This is a genomic window from Streptomyces sp. NPDC052016, from assembly GCF_044548445.1.
GTDB lineage: Bacteria > Actinomycetota > Actinomycetes > Streptomycetales > Streptomycetaceae > Streptomyces.
The window spans coordinates 1-16302 of sequence record NZ_JBIUBX010000040.1 but is presented as its reverse complement, the minus strand read 5'-3'; the positions used below and the strand labels follow the sequence as shown (position 1 = coordinate 16302).

Genomic DNA, 16302 nt, shown 5'->3' with positions numbered 1-16302 from the left:
TGGCGGCGGGTTGGGATGACCCGCCGTCAGGTCATTCCTTCGGACATACGGGGTCGGTCGACCTGTCGAGGAAGTAGGCGGCGCGTTCCTCAGCGGTCAAATCGCGGTTGACTCTGTGACAGATCTGCTCGATCGCATCGTCTGGATCGGGAGGGACGACGTCCCACAGCCGGACTGTGGCTTCGTAGCCCGCGGTGGCGAGAGTGCGGCTGTCAGGGCTGAACGCCAGCGAGAGCACGCCACCGGCGGTGCCGGTGAGTGTGGCGCGGGCCTTGCCGGAAGCGGCGTCCCAGAGGCGGACCACCCCGTCGTCGCCGCTGGTGGCGAGGGTGCGGCCGTCGGGGCTGAAGGCCACCGTCTGTACTGCTCCGTAGCCGTTGATCAGAAAGGTGCGCGTTTCGCCGGTGGTGGCATCCCAGATGCGCACGGTTCCGTCGTAGCTGGCGGTGGCAACGGTGCGGCTGTCCGGACTGAAGTCCACGGCCGTCACTACGTCGCTGTGACCGATGAGTGTGGTGCGGGTGCGGCCAGAGGCCAGGTCCCAGATACGTGCGGTGGAGTCGTCGCTGGCGGTGGCGAGGGTGCGGCCGTCGCGGCTGAAGGCCACCGACCAGACTGCCTCGTCGTGTCCGGCGAGTGGCGCCCGGGATTTCCTGGTTTCCGTGTCCCACAGGTGGACGGTTCCGTCGGCGTCGGCGGTCGCGAGCGTGCGGCCGTCACGATGGAATGCCAGCGCATACACCGCCTTGTCGTGCCCGGGAAGTGTGGTGCGCGGGTTGCCGGTGGCCGCTTCCCACAGGCGAACGGTTCCGTCGTCGCTGCCGGTGGCGAGGGTGCCGCCGTCGGGGCTGAAAACCACCCGGTTCACTTCGTCGGTATGGCCCCTGAGCCGGGTGCTGGGTTTGCCGGTGGCCCGGTCCCACAGGCGGGCAGTTTTGTCGGCGCTCGCAGTTGCGAGGCTGCGGCCGTTGGGGCTGAAGGCCACCGACCACACCGTGTTGGTGTGTCCCGTGAGTGTGGTGCGGTCCTTGCCGGTGGCCGTGCCCCAGAGACGTACTGTCCTGTCACGGCTCGCGGTGGCGAGGGTACGGCTGTCCCGACTGAAGGCAAGTGAGAGAACCGCGTTGGCGTGTCCGCTGAGGGTGGTCCGAGGTGCGCCGGAGGCTGCGTCCCACAGTCGTACGTAGCGGTCGTAAGCGGTGGCGAAGGTCTTGCCGTCCGGGCTGAAAATCAGTAGGGGCGCTGGTTCGTACAGTGTGGTGCGAACTCGTCCGGTGACGGCGTTCCTGAGGCGAGTGGAGTAGAGGTCGGCGGTCGCGAGGGTTCGACTGTCAGGGCTGAAGGCCACCGACGTCACCGCTTCCGTGTGGCCCTTGAGTGTGGTGAGTTGTTTGCCAGTAGAGGGCTCCCACAGACGGACGGTCTTGTCGGCACCACCGGTCGCGAGGGCTCGGTTGTCGGGGCTGAAGGTCACCGCGTTCACTGCGTCGGTGTGTCCTTGGAGGGTCGTGCGGATCTTGCGGGTGGTCAGGTTCCACAGATGGACGGTTTTGTCGACGCCGGCGGTGGCGAGGGTTCGACTGTCAGGGCTGAACGCCACCGACCTCACTTGACCCGGCTCCTTGAGAGTGGCGAGGTGTTTGCCGGTTGCGGGGTTCCACAGACGGACGGTTTTGTCGTCGCCGGCGGTGGCGAGTGTCCGGCCGTCCGGGCTGAAGGCCAGGGCGTTCACTGCGTCGGTGTGGCCCTTGAGGGTGGTGCGGGTCTTGCGGGTGGCCAGATCCCACAGAAGAACGGTTCTGTCACCGCCACCGGAGGCGAGGGTGCGACGGTCGGGGTTGAACGCCACCGCTCGCACCTCGCTGCGGTGCTCGGACAGGCGGCGGTACGACGGCAAGGCTGCGACGCTTCGCAGGCTGTCAAATGCCTCGGACGTGTCACTGCTGCGATAAGCCTGCACGGCCAGCAGCGAGGCGAGCTCCGGATTCGTGGAGACCAGTTTGTCGACCTGGGCGGCAAGCTGTCGGGACAGTGCCTTCTGTTGTTCGGCGTTCGCTATCCTCGACTGCCAGATCGCGCCCGCTAAGGCTATGACCGCGACGGCCAGCGCGCCGCCGAGGAACATGTTGATCCGCCTGCTCCGGCGGCTGATGGCCCGCTGGCGCTCCCTGCTCGCCGTCACGAACCTCGCGACGTCCGTCGGCAGCCGCCGTCGCCCTGACCACTCCAGCGCCTCGGCGAGTGCCGTTCCGGCGAGCAGGTCTCCCGGGTCCTTCTCCCTGGCCCAGCGACCGTGCCGCTCTTTCGTGCGCACCAGCCATTCCTGGAAGCGACGGTCCTGGTCGACCCACTTCCGCAACGCCCCCCAGTCCCGGATCAGCGCCTCGTGGATCAGCTCGGCCACCGGTTCCCCGGGCGGAGCCCCCGGGAGTTGCGGCGCGCGGAGGGTCTGCGTCGTGATGATGCGACGGCGGGTGAGGGTGGCGATGACGGCGTCGACGGCCGTCTTCTCGTCTTCAGGGGTGTTGCTCGGGTCGGCTGCCAGGTCGCGCAGTTCGTCGAGGGGGACCTGGGTGCGCACCGCCGTGATGTTGTGGCTGGGGTCTGCGGGGTGCACCAGGGAGGTGAGCGCCCGCCGGGCGATGAGCCGTTGCTCGGCGGACAACTCCTCCAAGGCGCCCTCGCACCACGTGGTCACGCTCCCGCTGACCTCTCCGATGCGCCGGTACGCCTCGTGCGTGAGGTAACCGTCCTCCCGCCGGAGCCACAACTGGCTGAGCGTCATCTCCAGCAGGGGCAGCGCGGTGACCGGCGCCTGTCGGGTGATGGCGGCCTCGGGTGTGATGTCCAGGACGTCGCCGATGATCCGCTCCGGTAGTCCTGGCTGGAAGCGCAGTCCCACGTCCTCGGCGGGCAGGACGATGATGTCGTGCAGGTCCTGCTGACTCAGCGTGCCCGGCACGTTCAGCAGTCCTGGCATCGCCGCCTCCAGCAACCTGGGAGCCAGGGCGGCCAGTTGCGGGTAGAAGTCGTCCCGCATGATCAGGATCACGGTGATCTTGGTGTACGCGTCGGCGGCCGTCGTGACCTCGTCGATGACGGCCAGGAGGTCCCGCAGTCTGCCGTTGGTCGACTGGATCAATAGTTCCTCGAACTGGTCGATGACCAGCAGGACACGCTGATAGCCCGGGTCGGCCGCGAGCCTCTGGTTGACCGCCGCGACAATCCCGTCCCTGCTCGCCCCCGGCAACCCCGCCCGCTCGATCTCAGCGAGCATGTCCTGCCTCGGCCTAGTGAGGACCGGCAGCCAGCGATCACTGCCCGGCAACTGCCCGGCCGCCAGCTCGCGCAGCACCCCCGCCTGGATCAACGACGACTTGCCCGACCCCGACGGTCCCAGCAGCAGCGTCAGCCGCCGTTGCTGGGCCAGGTTGGCCAGCACCTGCCGTACCGCCTCCTGCCGGCCGTGGAACCACTGGGCGTGCTCCGCCGTGAACGGCTCCAGGCCCCGGTACGGACACACCTCCCGCTCGGCCAGCTCCGGAAGGATCTCCCGCAGCACCTGCGTCGGCGTGACGTAGGCGATGCCCAGCCCCTTCTCGTACGCGTCGGGCGCGGCGATCTCGGCAAGCATGCCGATGACCAGGCCGGTCGTCTCGTCGAGGACGGGCCCGCCGCTGAAGCCGGTGGTGAGGTCGTTGGCGGCGGTCAGCTGGAGGTGTGTGCATCTGCCGTCCGCGCCCGGCAGCAGAGCGCCGGTCACTCCGAAGCCGAAGTGTCCTTCCGGCGGGGCCTGGGCGGGGAAGCCGAAGGAGCGGACGGGGTGGCCGTGGCAGCCTTCCGCGGAGCCCAGCGGCAGGACGCTCGCGCCCGCCGGCATACCGTCGGTGAGTCGGACGAACGCCACGTCCTCTGACTCGGCCGCACGCCACAGCTCGGCCGGGACGTGTCCTTCCACCCGGTCCGCGCCCACCACATGGGGGAAGGACAGCAGGACGCCTCTCCCGGGCCCGCCTCCGGCCGCTTCGATGACGTGCGCGCAGGTGACGACCAGCCCCTCGGCCACCAGGAACCCCGTCCCGGCCACCACCCCGTCCGGACCGAGGATCCGGGTCACGGCGGAGAGCAGATCCGAAGCGATGCCGGCCCCAGGCTGCTTGTCCGTGCCGGTCATGGCGACCAGCCCGTACTTTCACGGGCCTGTGGTGAGCCCTCGCTCTTCCACGACACGGTCACCCGCAGGTGGCAACCGGCCTGGCTCTTGGTGATCACGGCCCCGGCCTCGACCGCGAGGTCCACCCCGAACTCGACCGTGATCTCGTCGGGACGGGCCTTGCGCAGCTGGTCGAGCGCGGCCTGCGCCGCCTCCGTGACCGGCTCCAGGGCCTCTTGCAGGGTCATCGGCACGTCACGGATGGCGTCACCGATGCGTCCGGCCTTCACTGGCCCGTCCCCCAGGGCCGCCGGTTGCTCGACCAGAACGCTGCCCCCGCCCTCCAGCGGGATCCGAGTCAGAGGTGCCACGACGTCTCCTCCGTAGCTCGCGCGCTCCTCAGGGACTCCGTCAGCATTCCTGGCCTCGGCATATGCCGCATCCTGGGACGATCCATACGCGTGAGGGCCGTACGCGCCCGACGCCACGAGGTGGCGCACGCCGCCCACGGCCCGATGGCAGGCGTAAGGGCTAGTACGTCAAGCCGTGGCCGATCGGGTACAGCACCCGCGCCGGATCGTCCGCCCGCTGCACCGGCACGGGCAGCGTTCCGCGCGGACTCACCGCTCCCGCGATCACGCGCGCGGCCGCGCGCAGTTCGACGTCGGTCCAGGAGTAGGTGGCCAGGCAGGCGCGGACGGTGGGGAGGTGGGCCACGTCGTACGGATTGCGGATCGCCACCGCCACCACCGGGCGGCCGGTTGCCGACAGCCGCTCCACCAGCGTCCGCTGCGGGCTCGTCGCGGTGACGTTGTACGTGCACACCACCACCGCGTCGGCCTCGCCCGCGGCGGCCACCGCCTGGGCGATCGTCGCGTCGGACGGTGCCGTGCCCGTGGACCGGGGAGTCGCCGTGAAACCCAGCTCGGTGAGGGCGGCGGCGAGGACGGTGGTGGGCGGCCCCGTGGTGCCCGAGGGGGAGGCGGGGTCGGCGCCGACGACCAGGATCCGGGCGTGGGCGCGCGGCGAGAGGGGCAGCAAAGGGTCCTCCTCGACCATCCGGCCCTCGTCGACCAGTGGGCTCCCACCGACCAGCGGGCCCTCGCCGACCAGCGGGCCCCCGTTGACCAGCAGGGTCGTCGTCCGTTCGGCGATCCGGTCGGCCGTGGCGAGGTGGGCGCGGGTGCCGACCGTGCGCCGGACGCCGTCCGGGTCGGCGTACGGGTCGGTGAACAGGCCGAGCCTGGTCTTCAGGCGCAGGATCCGCAGGACCGACTCGTCGAGCCGCTGCTCCGTCAGTTCGCCGTCCTGCACGGCCTTGAGGACGGCGTTCCAGGCGACGTCCAGCTTCGGCGGGTTGAGGAGCTGGTCGACGCCCGCCTTGAGCGCCAGCACCGGCACCCGGTCGTCGCCGTACTTCGTGCGCACGCCCGCCATGTCGAGGGCGTCGGTGACCACGACCCCGTCGAAGCCGAGGCGTTCGCGCAGGAGGCCGGTGACGACGGGGTGGGAGAGGGTGGCCGGGTCGCCGGAGGCGTCGAGGGCCGGGACCAGGATGTGCGCGGTCATGATCGAGTCGGCGCCGGCCGCGATCGCCGCCCGGAACGGCACCTCGTCCAGCTTCTCCCACTCCTCACGGGTGTGGGTGATGACGGGGAAGCCGTAGTGGCTGTCGACGGCGGTGTCGCCGTGCCCCGGGAAGTGCTTGGCGGTCGCCGCCACCCCGGCCGACCGGTAGCCGCGGATCTCCTCCGCGACCAGCGTGGCCACCGCCTCCGGCTCGGCGCCGAAGGAGCGGACGCCGATGACCGGGTTGGCCGGGTCGACGTTCACGTCGGCGACGGGGGAGTAGTCCTGGCGGACGCCCATCGCCCGCAGTTCCCGGCCCGCGAGCCGCCCGAGCGTGCGGGCGTCGGCGCGGGAGCCGCCGGCCCCGATCGCCATCGCGCCGGGGAACAGCGTGGCCGGACTGCCGATCCGGCACACGATGCCGTGCTCCTGGTCGGTCGAGATCAGCAGCGGGATCCCGCTCGGCTGCTGGAGGGCGGCCCGCTGCAGGCCGTTGGAGAGGTCGGCGATCTGGTCCGGGTCGCGGGTGTTGTGGGCCCAGGTGAAGTAGATGACCCCGCCGACCCGGTAACGGGCGATCAGCTCGGCGGCCGTCCGGACGCCCAGCTCCTCGAGGTTGGCGTCGACGTCGGCCTGGTCGGGGGCGGTCGCCGAGTGGCCGTACACCCGGGTGACGAAGACCTGGCCGACCTTTTCCTCCAGGCTCATGCGCGCGATCAGAGTGCGCAGGCGGCGGTCGTTTGCGTGGGCGGTGCCGGTCAGGGTGAAGGCGGCGGTGAGGCCGGCGGCGGCGCCGAGGCCGGCGGTGGCGGCGAGGACGGTACGTCTGGAGGGCATGTGCGCTCCTTCCGGGCCGGTCGGGGAGAGCCAGCACGCTACTCGGGGAGGGGCCCGCCATCGGCGCATTGGAGGGGGGCGCGCCGATGGCGGCACGCTGCCGGCCGCGGTACGGCGGAGAGGGTGGTCAGCGATCGCAGCCAGCAGCGAGGGCCGACACCGCACCGAGGTGACTCTTCCGGCAGCTTGGCGGTTGGACGAGTGGCGGGCGGGGCGGGTTCCCGCGGCCGGGAAGTCGGTACGAGGGGTGCGCGGGTGCGGCGGAGCGACGGGAGGGACTGCCGTAGGCGTGCGCCGATCGGGCCCCGGCACGCGGCGAGTGCGGCGGCGATCCGCCCCGGCCGGTTCTCGGTCGCCGGGTGTCCGGAGGAGCCGACGGCCACCGTCTCGAACGGCTCTGGAGAACTGCGGGCTGAGACCGGGGCGGGGCATCGGCGAGCGCGGGCCACGGCCGGGGCGGGGTGTCGGCGAGCGCGGGCCACGGCCGGGGCGGGTGAGGACGACCTCCGTCGCGGGTCGGGTCGGGTGAGGACGACCTCCGTCGAGTGTCGGGGCGGTTGAGGACGACCTCCGTCCCGTACGGGGCGGATCGCGCACAACTTCCGCCCAGGTCGGGGCGGATCGCGGACGACTCCGGCCCCCGTCGAGGCGGTCAGTGGGCGGCTGACACCTTCGGCCACTGCTCCCGCAGCACCCGCACGGTCTCCGTGATCGAGGGCCGGCCCGCCGCGCCCGCGCGCCACAGGGCGTACAGCCGCCGTACGGGGGTCGGGTCGAGGGCCACTTCGACGACGCCCGCCGGCAGCGGGCCGCGGCCGAGGCGCGGGATCAGGCAGATGCCGAGCCCGGCGGCGACGAGGGCCACCAGGGTCGGGTTCTCGTCGGCCTGGTGGACGATCTCCGGCTCGTGCCCGGCCGCGCGCAGGGTCCGTACGAGCCACTCGTGGCAGACGCGGCCCGGCGGCTGGCACACCCACCGCTCGCCACCGAGGTCCTCGCGTCGTACGGAGGTCCGCCGGGCGAAGGGGTGCCCGTCGGGGACGAGCAGGGTGCAGCGGTCGTCCCCGATGGCGGCGTGCTCCACCCCGGGCGGTACGGGCAGCGGGGCGATGTCCCAGTCGTGCACGACGGCCATGTCGAGCGCGCCCTTGGCGACCAGGCCGATGGACAGGTGCGGGTCGATCTCGGAGAGCCGGGCGTCGAGGGCCGGATGCCGCTCGGCGAGGTCGGCCAGGACGGCGGGCATCAGGCCGCGCGCCGCCGAGGCGAACGCGGCCACCGTCAGCCGGCCCGCCGGCGTCCCGCGCCGCTCCTCCAGTTCGGTCTCCGCCCGCTCCACGATGGCCAGCAACTCCTGGGCGGCGTCGACCAGTCGCAGCGCCTCGGCGGTGAGCCGCACCCCGCGGCCCTCCCGCTCCAGCAGGACGGTCCTGGTCTCCCGCTCCAGCTTGGCGATCTGCTGGGACACGGCGGAGGGCGTGTACCCGAGCACGGCCGCGGCGGCGCCGACCGTGCCGTGCACGGAGACGGCGTGCAGGGCGCGCAGACGCTGGAGATCGAGCATGACGGCTCCCCGAAGCATTAGCGGTACTTCATCCCACCATGCAGCAACCTTCGCTGGTGCTACACGGTCGGGCCGGGTGATCCTCGACGCATGCGTCCCGCCCACCTCGCCCTCGCCGTGCTCGTCGCCGCCGTCTGGGGCGTGAACTTCACCGTCATCGAGATCGGCCTCGACCATTTCCCGCCCCTGCTGTTCTCGGCCCTGCGCTTCCTGGTGGCGGCCCTGCCCGCGGTGTTTCTCGTGGGCCGCCCGAAGGTGGCGTGGAAGTGGATCCTGGCGGTGGGGCTGGTCCTGGGCGTCGCGAAGTTCGGCCTGCTCTTCGTCGGCATGGACGCGGGGATGCCGGCCGGGCTGTCCTCGCTGGTCCTGCAGATCCAGGCCGTCTTCACGGCGGGCATCGCCGCCGCCGTCCTCGGTGAACGCCCCGCACCGGCCCGCGTCGCGGGCATGGTGATCGCCCTCGCCGGCATCGGTGTGGCCGCCGCGGACGAGGGCGCCTCGGGACCGCTGGGCGCCTTCGTCCTGGTCGTCGCGGCGGCGGCCTGCTGGGGCGCGTCCAACGTCCTCACCCGCAAGGCGTCGCCGCCCGACGCGCTGAACTTCATGGTGTGGGTGAGCACCGTCCCCGTCCTGCCGCTGCTTCTCCTCTCCCTCCTGACGGAGGGTCCGTCGAGGGACCTGGGGGCGCTGCGGGCACTGGACTGGCAGGGCGCCGGCACGGTCCTCTACGTCGCCTGGGTCACGACGGTCTTCGGCTTCGGCGCCTGGGGCTGGCTGCTGCGGCGGCACCCGGCGTCGACGGTGGCCCCCTTCTCGCTCCTCGTGCCTGTCTTCGGCATGTCCTCGGCGGCCCTGTTCCTGGGCGAGCCGGTGAGCGGACTGCGCTGGTGCGCGGCGGCGCTGCTGGTGGGCGGGGTGGCGCTGACGTCCCTGGCGCCGGCGCGGCGGGGTTCCGGCCGGACGCCCTCCGTCCCGGGTGGTTCCGTCGTGCCGGGTGCGCGGGCGCGCGAGGACTGGTCGCACAGCTCCCCGCGCCCCTGAAAGCCCCCCGCACGGGCGTGCCGTAGGTCGCCGCCTGCCCGATGCCTGCCCGATCCCTGCCGGTGCCCGCCCCTGCCTGCCGATCCCCGCCCCTGCCCACCGGTGCCCGCCCCTGCCTGCCGATCCGCGCCCCGCCTGCCGGTGCCCGCCCCTGCTGCCGATCCCCGCCCCTGCCGCCCCTTCCGGGCCGCCGCCGCGGCCGCCCCGCGGAAGCCTCCTGACCCGCGCCCGCGCCCGTCCATCCCGTGGACGCCTGCGCCCCCGAAGAACCCCTCGCGGGATCATCAACGCCATGGCCCTCGTCGACATCCCCGGTTCCAAGTCCATCACCGCGCGCGCTCTCTTCCTGGCGGCGGCCGCCGACGGCGTCACCACCCTCCAGCGGCCCCTGCGCTCCGACGACACCGAGGGCTTCGCCGAGGGCCTGACCCGGCTCGGCTACCGCGTCGGCCGCACCCCGGACGCCTGGCAGGTCGACGGCCGCCCGCAGGGGCCCGCGGTCGCCGAGGCCGACGTGTACTGCCGGGACGGCGCCACCACCGCCCGCTTCCTGCCCACCCTCGCCGCCGCCGGCCACGGCACCTACCGCTTCGACGCCTCTCCCCAGATGCGCCGCCGTCCGCTCCTGCCCCTCACCCGGGCCCTGCGCGACCTGGGCGTCGACCTGGTGCACGAGGAGGCGGAGGGCCATCACCCGCTGACCGTCGCGGCGGCCGGCGTCGAGGGCGGGGACGTCGTGCTGGACGCCGGCCAGTCCTCCCAGTACCTGACCGCCCTGCTCCTGCTCGGCCCGCTGACCCGGAAGGGTCTGCGCATCAGGGTCACCGACCTGGTCTCGGCGCCGTACGTCGGGATCACGATCGCGATGATGCGGGCGTTCGGGGTGGAGGTCGTCCGGGAGGGCGATGTCTTCGTGGTGCCCCCGGGCGGCTACCGTGCCACCACGTACGCGATCGAACCGGACGCCTCCACCGCCAGTTACTTCTTCGCGGCGGCCGCGGTGACACCGGGCGGCGAGGTCACCGTGCCCGGCCTCGGCGAGGGCGCGCTCCAGGGCGACCTGGGCTTCGTGGACGTCCTGCGGCGGATGGGCGCGCAGGTGACGGTGGAGCGGGACCGTACGACGGTGAAGGGCAGCGGCGAGCTGCACGGCGTCACCGTCAACATGCGGGACATCTCCGACACCATGCCCACCCTCGCCGCCATCGCGCCGTTCGCGTCCGGCCCCGTCCGCATCGAGGACGTGGCGAACACGCGCGTCAAGGAGTGCGACCGTCTGGAGGCGTGCGCGGAGAACCTCCGGCGGTTGGGCGTCGAGGTGACCACCGGCCCCGACCGGATCGAGATCCAGCCCGGCCCGGTCGCGCGGGGCGGCACGGAGATCAAGAGCTACGGCGACCACCGCATCGTCATGTCGTTCGCGGTGACCGGCCTGCGCGCCCCCGGAATCTCGTTCGACGACCCCGGGTGCGTCCGCAAGACTTTCCCCGGTTTCCACGAGGCGTTCGGGCGGCTGCGGAAGGACATCGTCGGATGAGTCATCTGCTGGAGGGGCCGGTTCTGGAGGGCGCGCTGGTGCGTCTGGAGCCGCTGGAGCACCGGCACGCGGCCGACCTGGCGGTGGCGGCGGAGGAGAACCGGGGGTCGTACGCCTACACCTGGGTGCCGCGGGCCCACGAGGTCGGCGACTACGTCGACGCCCAGCTCGCCCGCGCCGCCACGGGGCGCCTCGCGCCGTACGCGCAGATCTCCCTGGCCTCGGGGCGGGCGGTCGGCGCCACCTCCTACTGGGAGCCGCGCTCGTGGCGCGGCGACGAGCGGCTGGACGCCGTCGAGGTCGGCTTCACCTGGCTCGCGGCCTCCGCCCAGGGCACCGGCGTGAACGCCGAGGCCAAGCTCCTCCTCTTCCGGCACGCCTTCGAGGAGTGGGACGTGTCCCGGGTGGATCTGTTGACGGACGCCCGCAACAGCCGCTCACGCGCGGCCATCGAGAGTGTGGGCGCCCGCTTCGAGGGCGTCCTGCGCAACTGGTCCCGCTCCTGGGCCCCGGGGGAGGAGGGCCGGATGCGCGACTCCGCGATCTTCTCGATCACGGCGGAGGAGTGGCCCGCGCGGCGGGCGCTGCTGGAGCGGCGGGTGGCGCGGTTCCGGGCCCGGAGGACGTGAGCGACCGCGCCGCCGCCCCCAGTTCCTCCCGCACCGCAGCCAGTACCGGATCCCCCTCCGACCCGGCCCGTACGGCCACGAAGACGTTCCGCGAGGGAGGCTCGCCCGCGGCCGGGCGCAGGGCCAGGTCGCGGTGGGCGTGGAGGGAGCGGACCAGGCGGGGGACCAGGGCGACCCCCTGGCCGGCCTCGACGAGACCGCCCAGCGCCGCCCAGTCGTCGACGGCGTGCCGGATCTCCGGGGTGAAGCCGGCCGCCGCGCAGACCGCACGGGTCACCGCCCCGCAGCAGCCGCGTGCGTCGCCGACGATCCAGGGATCACGGGCCAGCTCCCGCAACGGCACCTCGGTGCTGCCGGCGAGGGGGTGGCCGGGCGGGAGGGCGACGTCCAGGACGTCGGTGAGCAGGTCCTGCCGGGTGTAGCGGCGGTCGGTGGACGGGGGCGCCGCCGCGAAGTCGACGGCCACCGCCACGTCGACCTGCCCGCCGTCCAGCGCGGTGAACAGATCCGGCGGTTCGCTTTCCACGACGTCCACCCGGAGCTGGGGCAGACGGGCCCGCAGGGCCCGCAGCGCAGCGGGGAGCAGGCCCAGGATGCCGCTGGAGAAGCAGCCGACGGTCACCGTGCCCCGGCCGCCCTCCGCGTACGCCGCCAGGTCGGCGCGCGCCCGCTCCCACTGGGCGGCGATGACGTCGGCGTGGGCGAGGAGGACCTTGGCCTGTCCGGTGAGGCGCACGCCTCTGCCCTCCCGTTCCGTGAGGGGCACGCCGAGCTCGCGCGCGAGGGCGGCGAGCTGCTGGGAGACGGCCGACGGGGTCAGACACAGGGCCTCGGCGGTCCTCGCCAGACTGCCCCGGCGCTGCAGCTCCCGCAGGACGGTGAGGCGGCGCAGATCGATGGTGAAGGAACTGCTTAACGATTCCACGCGCGAAGGTTAACTGGACCTTGGTGGCCGGCGCCGGAAATCATGAGGCGCATGACCACGCGCTCCTTCCTCATCCTCCACGGCTGGCAGAACCACCGGCCCGAGGACCACTGGCAGCACTGGCTCGCCGACCGGCTGTCCGAGCTGGGCCACGCGGTCCGCTACCCCCAACTGCCCGACCCCGACGACCCCGTCCTGGCCGAGTGGCTGGACGAACTGGCCCGCCACCTCGGCCGTCTCGACCCCCGGGGCGAGCGGGTCGTCGTCGCCCACAGCCTCTCGGTCGTGCTCTGGCTGCACGCCGTGGCCCGCGGCCTGCCGGGAGTCGACGCCGTGGACCGCGTCCTGCTGGTGGCGCCCCCGTCCGCCTCCGTCCTGGCCCGTCACCCCGAGGTCGCCGCGTTCGCCCTCCCCCCGCTCGGCACCCTCGGCCTCACCCTTCCCACGCCGACCCGCCTCGTCGCCGGCGACGACGACCCGTACTGCCCGGAAGGCGTCCAGACCGCCTACGGCCACCCCCTGGGCCTGACCGCCGAAGTGCTCCCCGGCGCCGCCCACCTGGACCTGGACGCCGGGTACGGCTCCTGGCCGTCCGTACTGGAGTGGTGCCTGGACGGTGACGTGCGGCTCCGGGGACGGGAGGAACAGCCGTCGGCAGAGGGCGACTCCGGCTTCTAAGCCGCTGAGGCCTCCTCCGGCCCCGCCTTCCCGGGCGCCGAGGACGGCTCCTCCGCCCCTGCCCGGCCACGGAGTTCCGGCGTCGAGGCCGCCACCCCCGTCACCGCCAGCAGGCACAGCACGCCGCCCGTGATCAGGGCGGTCGCGCCGGAGGTCCAGCCGGCCACGACTCCGGCCCGCAGGTTGCCGAGGTGGGGGCCCGCCTGGCCGACGATCGTCTCGGCCGCCGTGACCCGGCCCAACAGCGCGTCCGGGGTGCGGGTCTGGACGATCGTCGTCCGGGACAGGACGGCCACCGCGTCCGCCGCCCCGGCCACCACCAGCACTCCGAGGCCGGCCCACGCGTTCGTCATCACGCCGAACAGGGCGAGCGCCACGCCCCACGTGGCGGAGGCGCACAGCATCACCGGCCCCGGTCGGCCGGCCCGGGTCACCGGCCCGGAGAACGCGGACGCGGTCACCCCGCCCACCGCCAACGCCGACAGGAACAGGCCGAGCGTGCGCGGATCACCGCCGAACCGTTCGGCGTTGACCAGCGGGAAGAGGCTGGTCGGCATCGCCAGCACGGTCGCGGCCAGGTCCGTCAGCAGCGCGCCGCGCACCACCCGGTGCCCGGTCAGGAAGCGCAGACCGTCCAGGACGCCGTGCAGGCCGGGGCGGGACTTCTCGCCCTCGGGCGGCAGCGCGGGCAGGCCGAAGGCGCCGTAGAAGGAGAGGCCGAAGGAGACGGCGTCCAGCAGGTAGCAGACGCCGATGCCCCACCAGCCGAGCACCACACCGGCGACGGCCGGGCCGAGCAGCATCATCGCCTGGCCGGTGACCTGGTTCAGGGCCAGACCCGCGGCCACCTGGTCCTTGGGCAGCAACCGCGGCACGAACACGCCGGCCGCCGGCGCCCCGAGCGCCCCGAACGACGACTGCACCGCGACCAGCCCCAGCACGACGGCCACCGGAACATGCCCGGTGAAGCCCTGCACGGCCAGCAGCAGCGAGCAGACCGCCTGCCCGACGGTGGCCATCAGGTACACGCGGCGCCGGTCCGCCCGGTCCACCCAGGCCCCCGCGAACAGACCGAACCCGACCATCGGCAGCGCCTGCGCGAGCCCGACCGCCCCGCTCCAGATCGCGCTGTGGGTCATGTGCCACACCTGGTACATGACGGTGACCATGGTCATGAAGCCACCGAGCGTGGACACGGTGCGCCCGATCAGCAGCCGCCGGAAGACGGGGGAGGTACGCAGGGGACGAACGTCGAGGAGAGTCCGGCCGAGACTCATGACGCCGAGGGCGCGGCGGGCGCGAGAGGCAGATGCACGGCGCGGAGGCTAACCCGCGACCCTGCTGACCCGCCAGTCGTTTACGGCCGGGCCCTCAAGCCGACTCGCTGAGCATCCGAGTGAGATGGTCCCGCCCCGCCCCCAACAGCATCTCCAGCGGCTCGGCGGCCTCGTACCACCGCTTCTCGTACTCCCAGCACAGCCAGCCGTCCCACCCGTGCCGCGAGAGGACCTCCACGCACTCGGCGAGCGGCAGCACGCCCGCGCCCAGCGCCAGCGGGGTGGTGTCCTCGGCCGAGGCGATGTCCTTGACCTGCACGTATCCGAGATACGGCGAGAGCGCCGCAAAGGTCTCCTGCGGCTGCTCGCCGCCCAGCCAGGTGTGCATCACGTCCCACAGGGCGCCCACATGACGGTGCCCGACGAGACCGAGGACGCGCATCGCGTCGGCGCCGGTGCGGTGGGAGTCGTGGGTCTCCAGCAGGATCCGGACGCCGAGATCGGCGGCGTACTCGGCGGCGGTCCCGAGCCTCCGGGCGGCGACGGCGTCCGCCTCGGCGGCGGACTGCTCCCCGGACCCGCCGGGGAGGACGCGGACGAACGGCGCGCCGAGGTCACGGGCGAGACCGAGGAGCCCGCGCATCTCCTCGATGACGGGCTCGTCCTCGCCCGGCGCGGCCACGCGGGCGTACCCGGCCAGCCCGAGCACCTCGACCCCCGCCGCCGCGAACTGCGCGGCCACGCCGGCCCGTTGCTCCGGGCCGAGGCCCGGATGCACCGGTTCCTCAGGATGGGTGCGCAGTTCGACGCCGTGGTAGCCGTGCGTGGACGCGAGCCGCAGCACGTCGGCGAGGGGCAGACCGGGAACACCGAGGGTGGAGAAGGCAAGCTTCATACCCAGCGACCCTACTCGCCGCCGCCCCTCGCTCAGCCCTCGGCGGCCCGGTAGACACAGACCTCCGCGCCGGTCTTCGCGGCGGCCGTGGAGACGAGCTCGAACGGCCGCTTCCCCCCGTCCGCCGGGAAGATCGACTTGCCCCCGCCGAGCACGACGGGCATCCGCATGAGCACGAGCTCGTCGACGAGCCCCTCGCTCAGCAGGGTCCGCACCAGACTCGGACTCCCCATGACCACCAGGTCCCCGCCCTCGGAGTCCCGCAGCTCACGCATCCGGCCGACGGCCTCCCCACCGCGGATCAACTCGGTGTTCTCCCACGTGAGGTCACCCTCTCCGAGGGTCCCGGACACCACGTACTTCCGGATCGAGTTCATCCGGTCGGCGAACGGATCCCCCGCCCGCTCCGGCCACGCCCCGGCCATCGTCTGCCACGTGCGCCGCCCGAACAGCAACGCGTCGGCCTTCGCCAACACCCCGTCGAAGGCCCCACCGACGACCTCCGGGTCGAAGTACGCCTGCGTCCAGCCCCCGTGCGCGAACCCCCCGTCGGTGTCCTCCTGCGGCCCCCCGGGCGCCTGCACGACCCCGTCGAGACTGATGAACGAGCTGACCACGATCCGCATGGAATTCACTTCCTTGTCCGATCCACCTGATGACGCCATGTAGACACCACCCCACCCCCAAACTCATCGCCCCGCAGCAAAAAAACCACCCCTGGAGCAGAAGTCACCACACCCCGCGAGCCTCGGCGGTGCGCCACAGCCCAGAAGCCCCCGCACTCGCCCGGCGACCGGAGTGGGCCATGGCGCTGGGGCCACACTCGAGTCGCGAGAGCGACCCATGGCGACGCGGCGCAGCCGACACGCTCCCGCACCCGCCAACGCACCGGAGTGGGTCGTGGCGCCGGCGCACACCCCGGACGCTCCCGCACCCGCCCGGCGCCGGGAAGGGGTCATGGCGCTGGTGCGCATCCGAAACGCTCCCGCGCCCGCCCGGCGACGGAAATGCGTCATGGCGCGGTGCGCAGCCGCAACGCCCCCGCGCCCGCCCGGCGACGGAAATGCGTCATGGCGCGGTGCGCAGCCGCAACGCCCCCGCACCCGCCCGGCGACGGAAATGCGTCATGGCGCGGTGCGCAGCCGCAACGCCCCCGCGCCCGCCCGGCGACGGAAATGCGTCATGGCGCGGTGCGCA

12 protein-coding genes are annotated in these 16302 nt (G+C 73.0%); 4 read left to right on the top strand and 8 right to left on the bottom strand.

Annotation, left to right across the window (positions count from 1 at the left end):
• Positions 1-31 precede the first annotated feature (31 nt).
• The 4 genes from ACIHAR_RS36775 to ACIHAR_RS36760 all read right to left on the bottom strand — a co-directional run bounded on the left by ACIHAR_RS36775 (position 32) and on the right by ACIHAR_RS36760 (position 8123).
• On the bottom strand, positions 32-4174 hold the full coding sequence (locus ACIHAR_RS36775; RefSeq protein ID WP_400023566.1) for a trypsin-like peptidase domain-containing protein: 4143 nt from the start codon (positions 4172-4174) through the stop codon (positions 32-34).
• Positions 4171-4524, bottom strand: coding sequence for a CU044_2847 family protein (locus ACIHAR_RS36770; protein WP_365468081.1), 354 nt, complete (start codon positions 4522-4524; stop codon positions 4171-4173). Before ACIHAR_RS36770 ends, ACIHAR_RS36775 begins: the two co-directional genes overlap by 4 nt.
• A gap of 160 nt (positions 4525-4684) precedes the next feature.
• The gene (locus ACIHAR_RS36765; protein ID WP_400023565.1) at positions 4685-6559 is read right to left on the bottom strand and encodes a glycoside hydrolase family 3 N-terminal domain-containing protein; all 1875 of its coding nucleotides are present in this window, start codon (positions 6557-6559) and stop codon (positions 4685-4687) included.
• Positions 6560-7211: 652 nt separating this feature from the next.
• On the bottom strand, positions 7212-8123 hold the full coding sequence (locus ACIHAR_RS36760) for a LysR family transcriptional regulator (RefSeq protein ID WP_400023563.1): 912 nt from the start codon (positions 8121-8123) through the stop codon (positions 7212-7214).
• Between the two features lie 90 nt (positions 8124-8213).
• Between ACIHAR_RS36760 and ACIHAR_RS36755 the strand changes: the two genes are divergently transcribed.
• The 3 genes from ACIHAR_RS36755 to ACIHAR_RS36745 all read left to right on the top strand — a co-directional run bounded on the left by ACIHAR_RS36755 (position 8214) and on the right by ACIHAR_RS36745 (position 11330).
• Positions 8214-9164 (top strand): EamA family transporter, encoded by a 951-nt coding sequence (locus ACIHAR_RS36755; RefSeq protein WP_365468073.1) that lies wholly within the window; start codon positions 8214-8216, stop codon positions 9162-9164.
• Between the two features lie 292 nt (positions 9165-9456).
• Positions 9457-10701, top strand: coding sequence for a 3-phosphoshikimate 1-carboxyvinyltransferase (aroA, locus tag ACIHAR_RS36750; protein WP_365468070.1), 1245 nt, complete (start codon positions 9457-9459; stop codon positions 10699-10701).
• A complete protein-coding gene (locus ACIHAR_RS36745) occupies positions 10698-11330 on the top strand; it encodes a GNAT family N-acetyltransferase (RefSeq protein ID WP_400023560.1) in 633 nt (210 codons plus the stop codon). The genes aroA and ACIHAR_RS36745 overlap by 4 nt, the downstream gene beginning before the upstream one ends.
• Here ACIHAR_RS36745 and ACIHAR_RS36740 read toward each other — a convergent pair.
• Positions 11254-12255, bottom strand: a complete 1002-nt coding sequence (locus ACIHAR_RS36740) for a LysR family transcriptional regulator (RefSeq protein ID WP_400023558.1) — start codon at positions 12253-12255, stop codon at positions 11254-11256. The genes ACIHAR_RS36745 and ACIHAR_RS36740 overlap by 77 nt on opposite strands.
• A 51-nt stretch (positions 12256-12306) precedes the next feature.
• Here ACIHAR_RS36740 and ACIHAR_RS36735 point away from each other — a divergent pair, with 51 nt between their 5' ends.
• Positions 12307-12933, top strand: coding sequence for an RBBP9/YdeN family alpha/beta hydrolase (locus tag ACIHAR_RS36735; RefSeq protein WP_400023556.1), 627 nt, complete (start codon positions 12307-12309; stop codon positions 12931-12933).
• On the opposite strand, the gene ACIHAR_RS36730 is transcribed toward ACIHAR_RS36735, so the two are convergent.
• From ACIHAR_RS36730 to ACIHAR_RS36720, 3 genes are all read right to left on the bottom strand, one after another.
• Positions 12930-14210 (bottom strand): MFS transporter, encoded by a 1281-nt coding sequence (locus tag ACIHAR_RS36730; protein ID WP_400023555.1) that lies wholly within the window; start codon positions 14208-14210, stop codon positions 12930-12932. The two genes, ACIHAR_RS36735 and ACIHAR_RS36730, sit on opposite strands and share 4 nt — an antisense overlap.
• A 94-nt stretch (positions 14211-14304) precedes the next feature.
• Positions 14305-15105 (bottom strand): sugar phosphate isomerase/epimerase family protein, encoded by an 801-nt coding sequence (locus ACIHAR_RS36725; RefSeq protein ID WP_400023553.1) that lies wholly within the window; start codon positions 15103-15105, stop codon positions 14305-14307.
• Positions 15106-15137: 32 nt separating this feature from the next.
• Positions 15138-15731 (bottom strand): dihydrofolate reductase family protein, encoded by a 594-nt coding sequence (locus ACIHAR_RS36720; RefSeq protein ID WP_400023551.1) that lies wholly within the window; start codon positions 15729-15731, stop codon positions 15138-15140.
• Positions 15732-16302 lie beyond the last annotated feature (571 nt).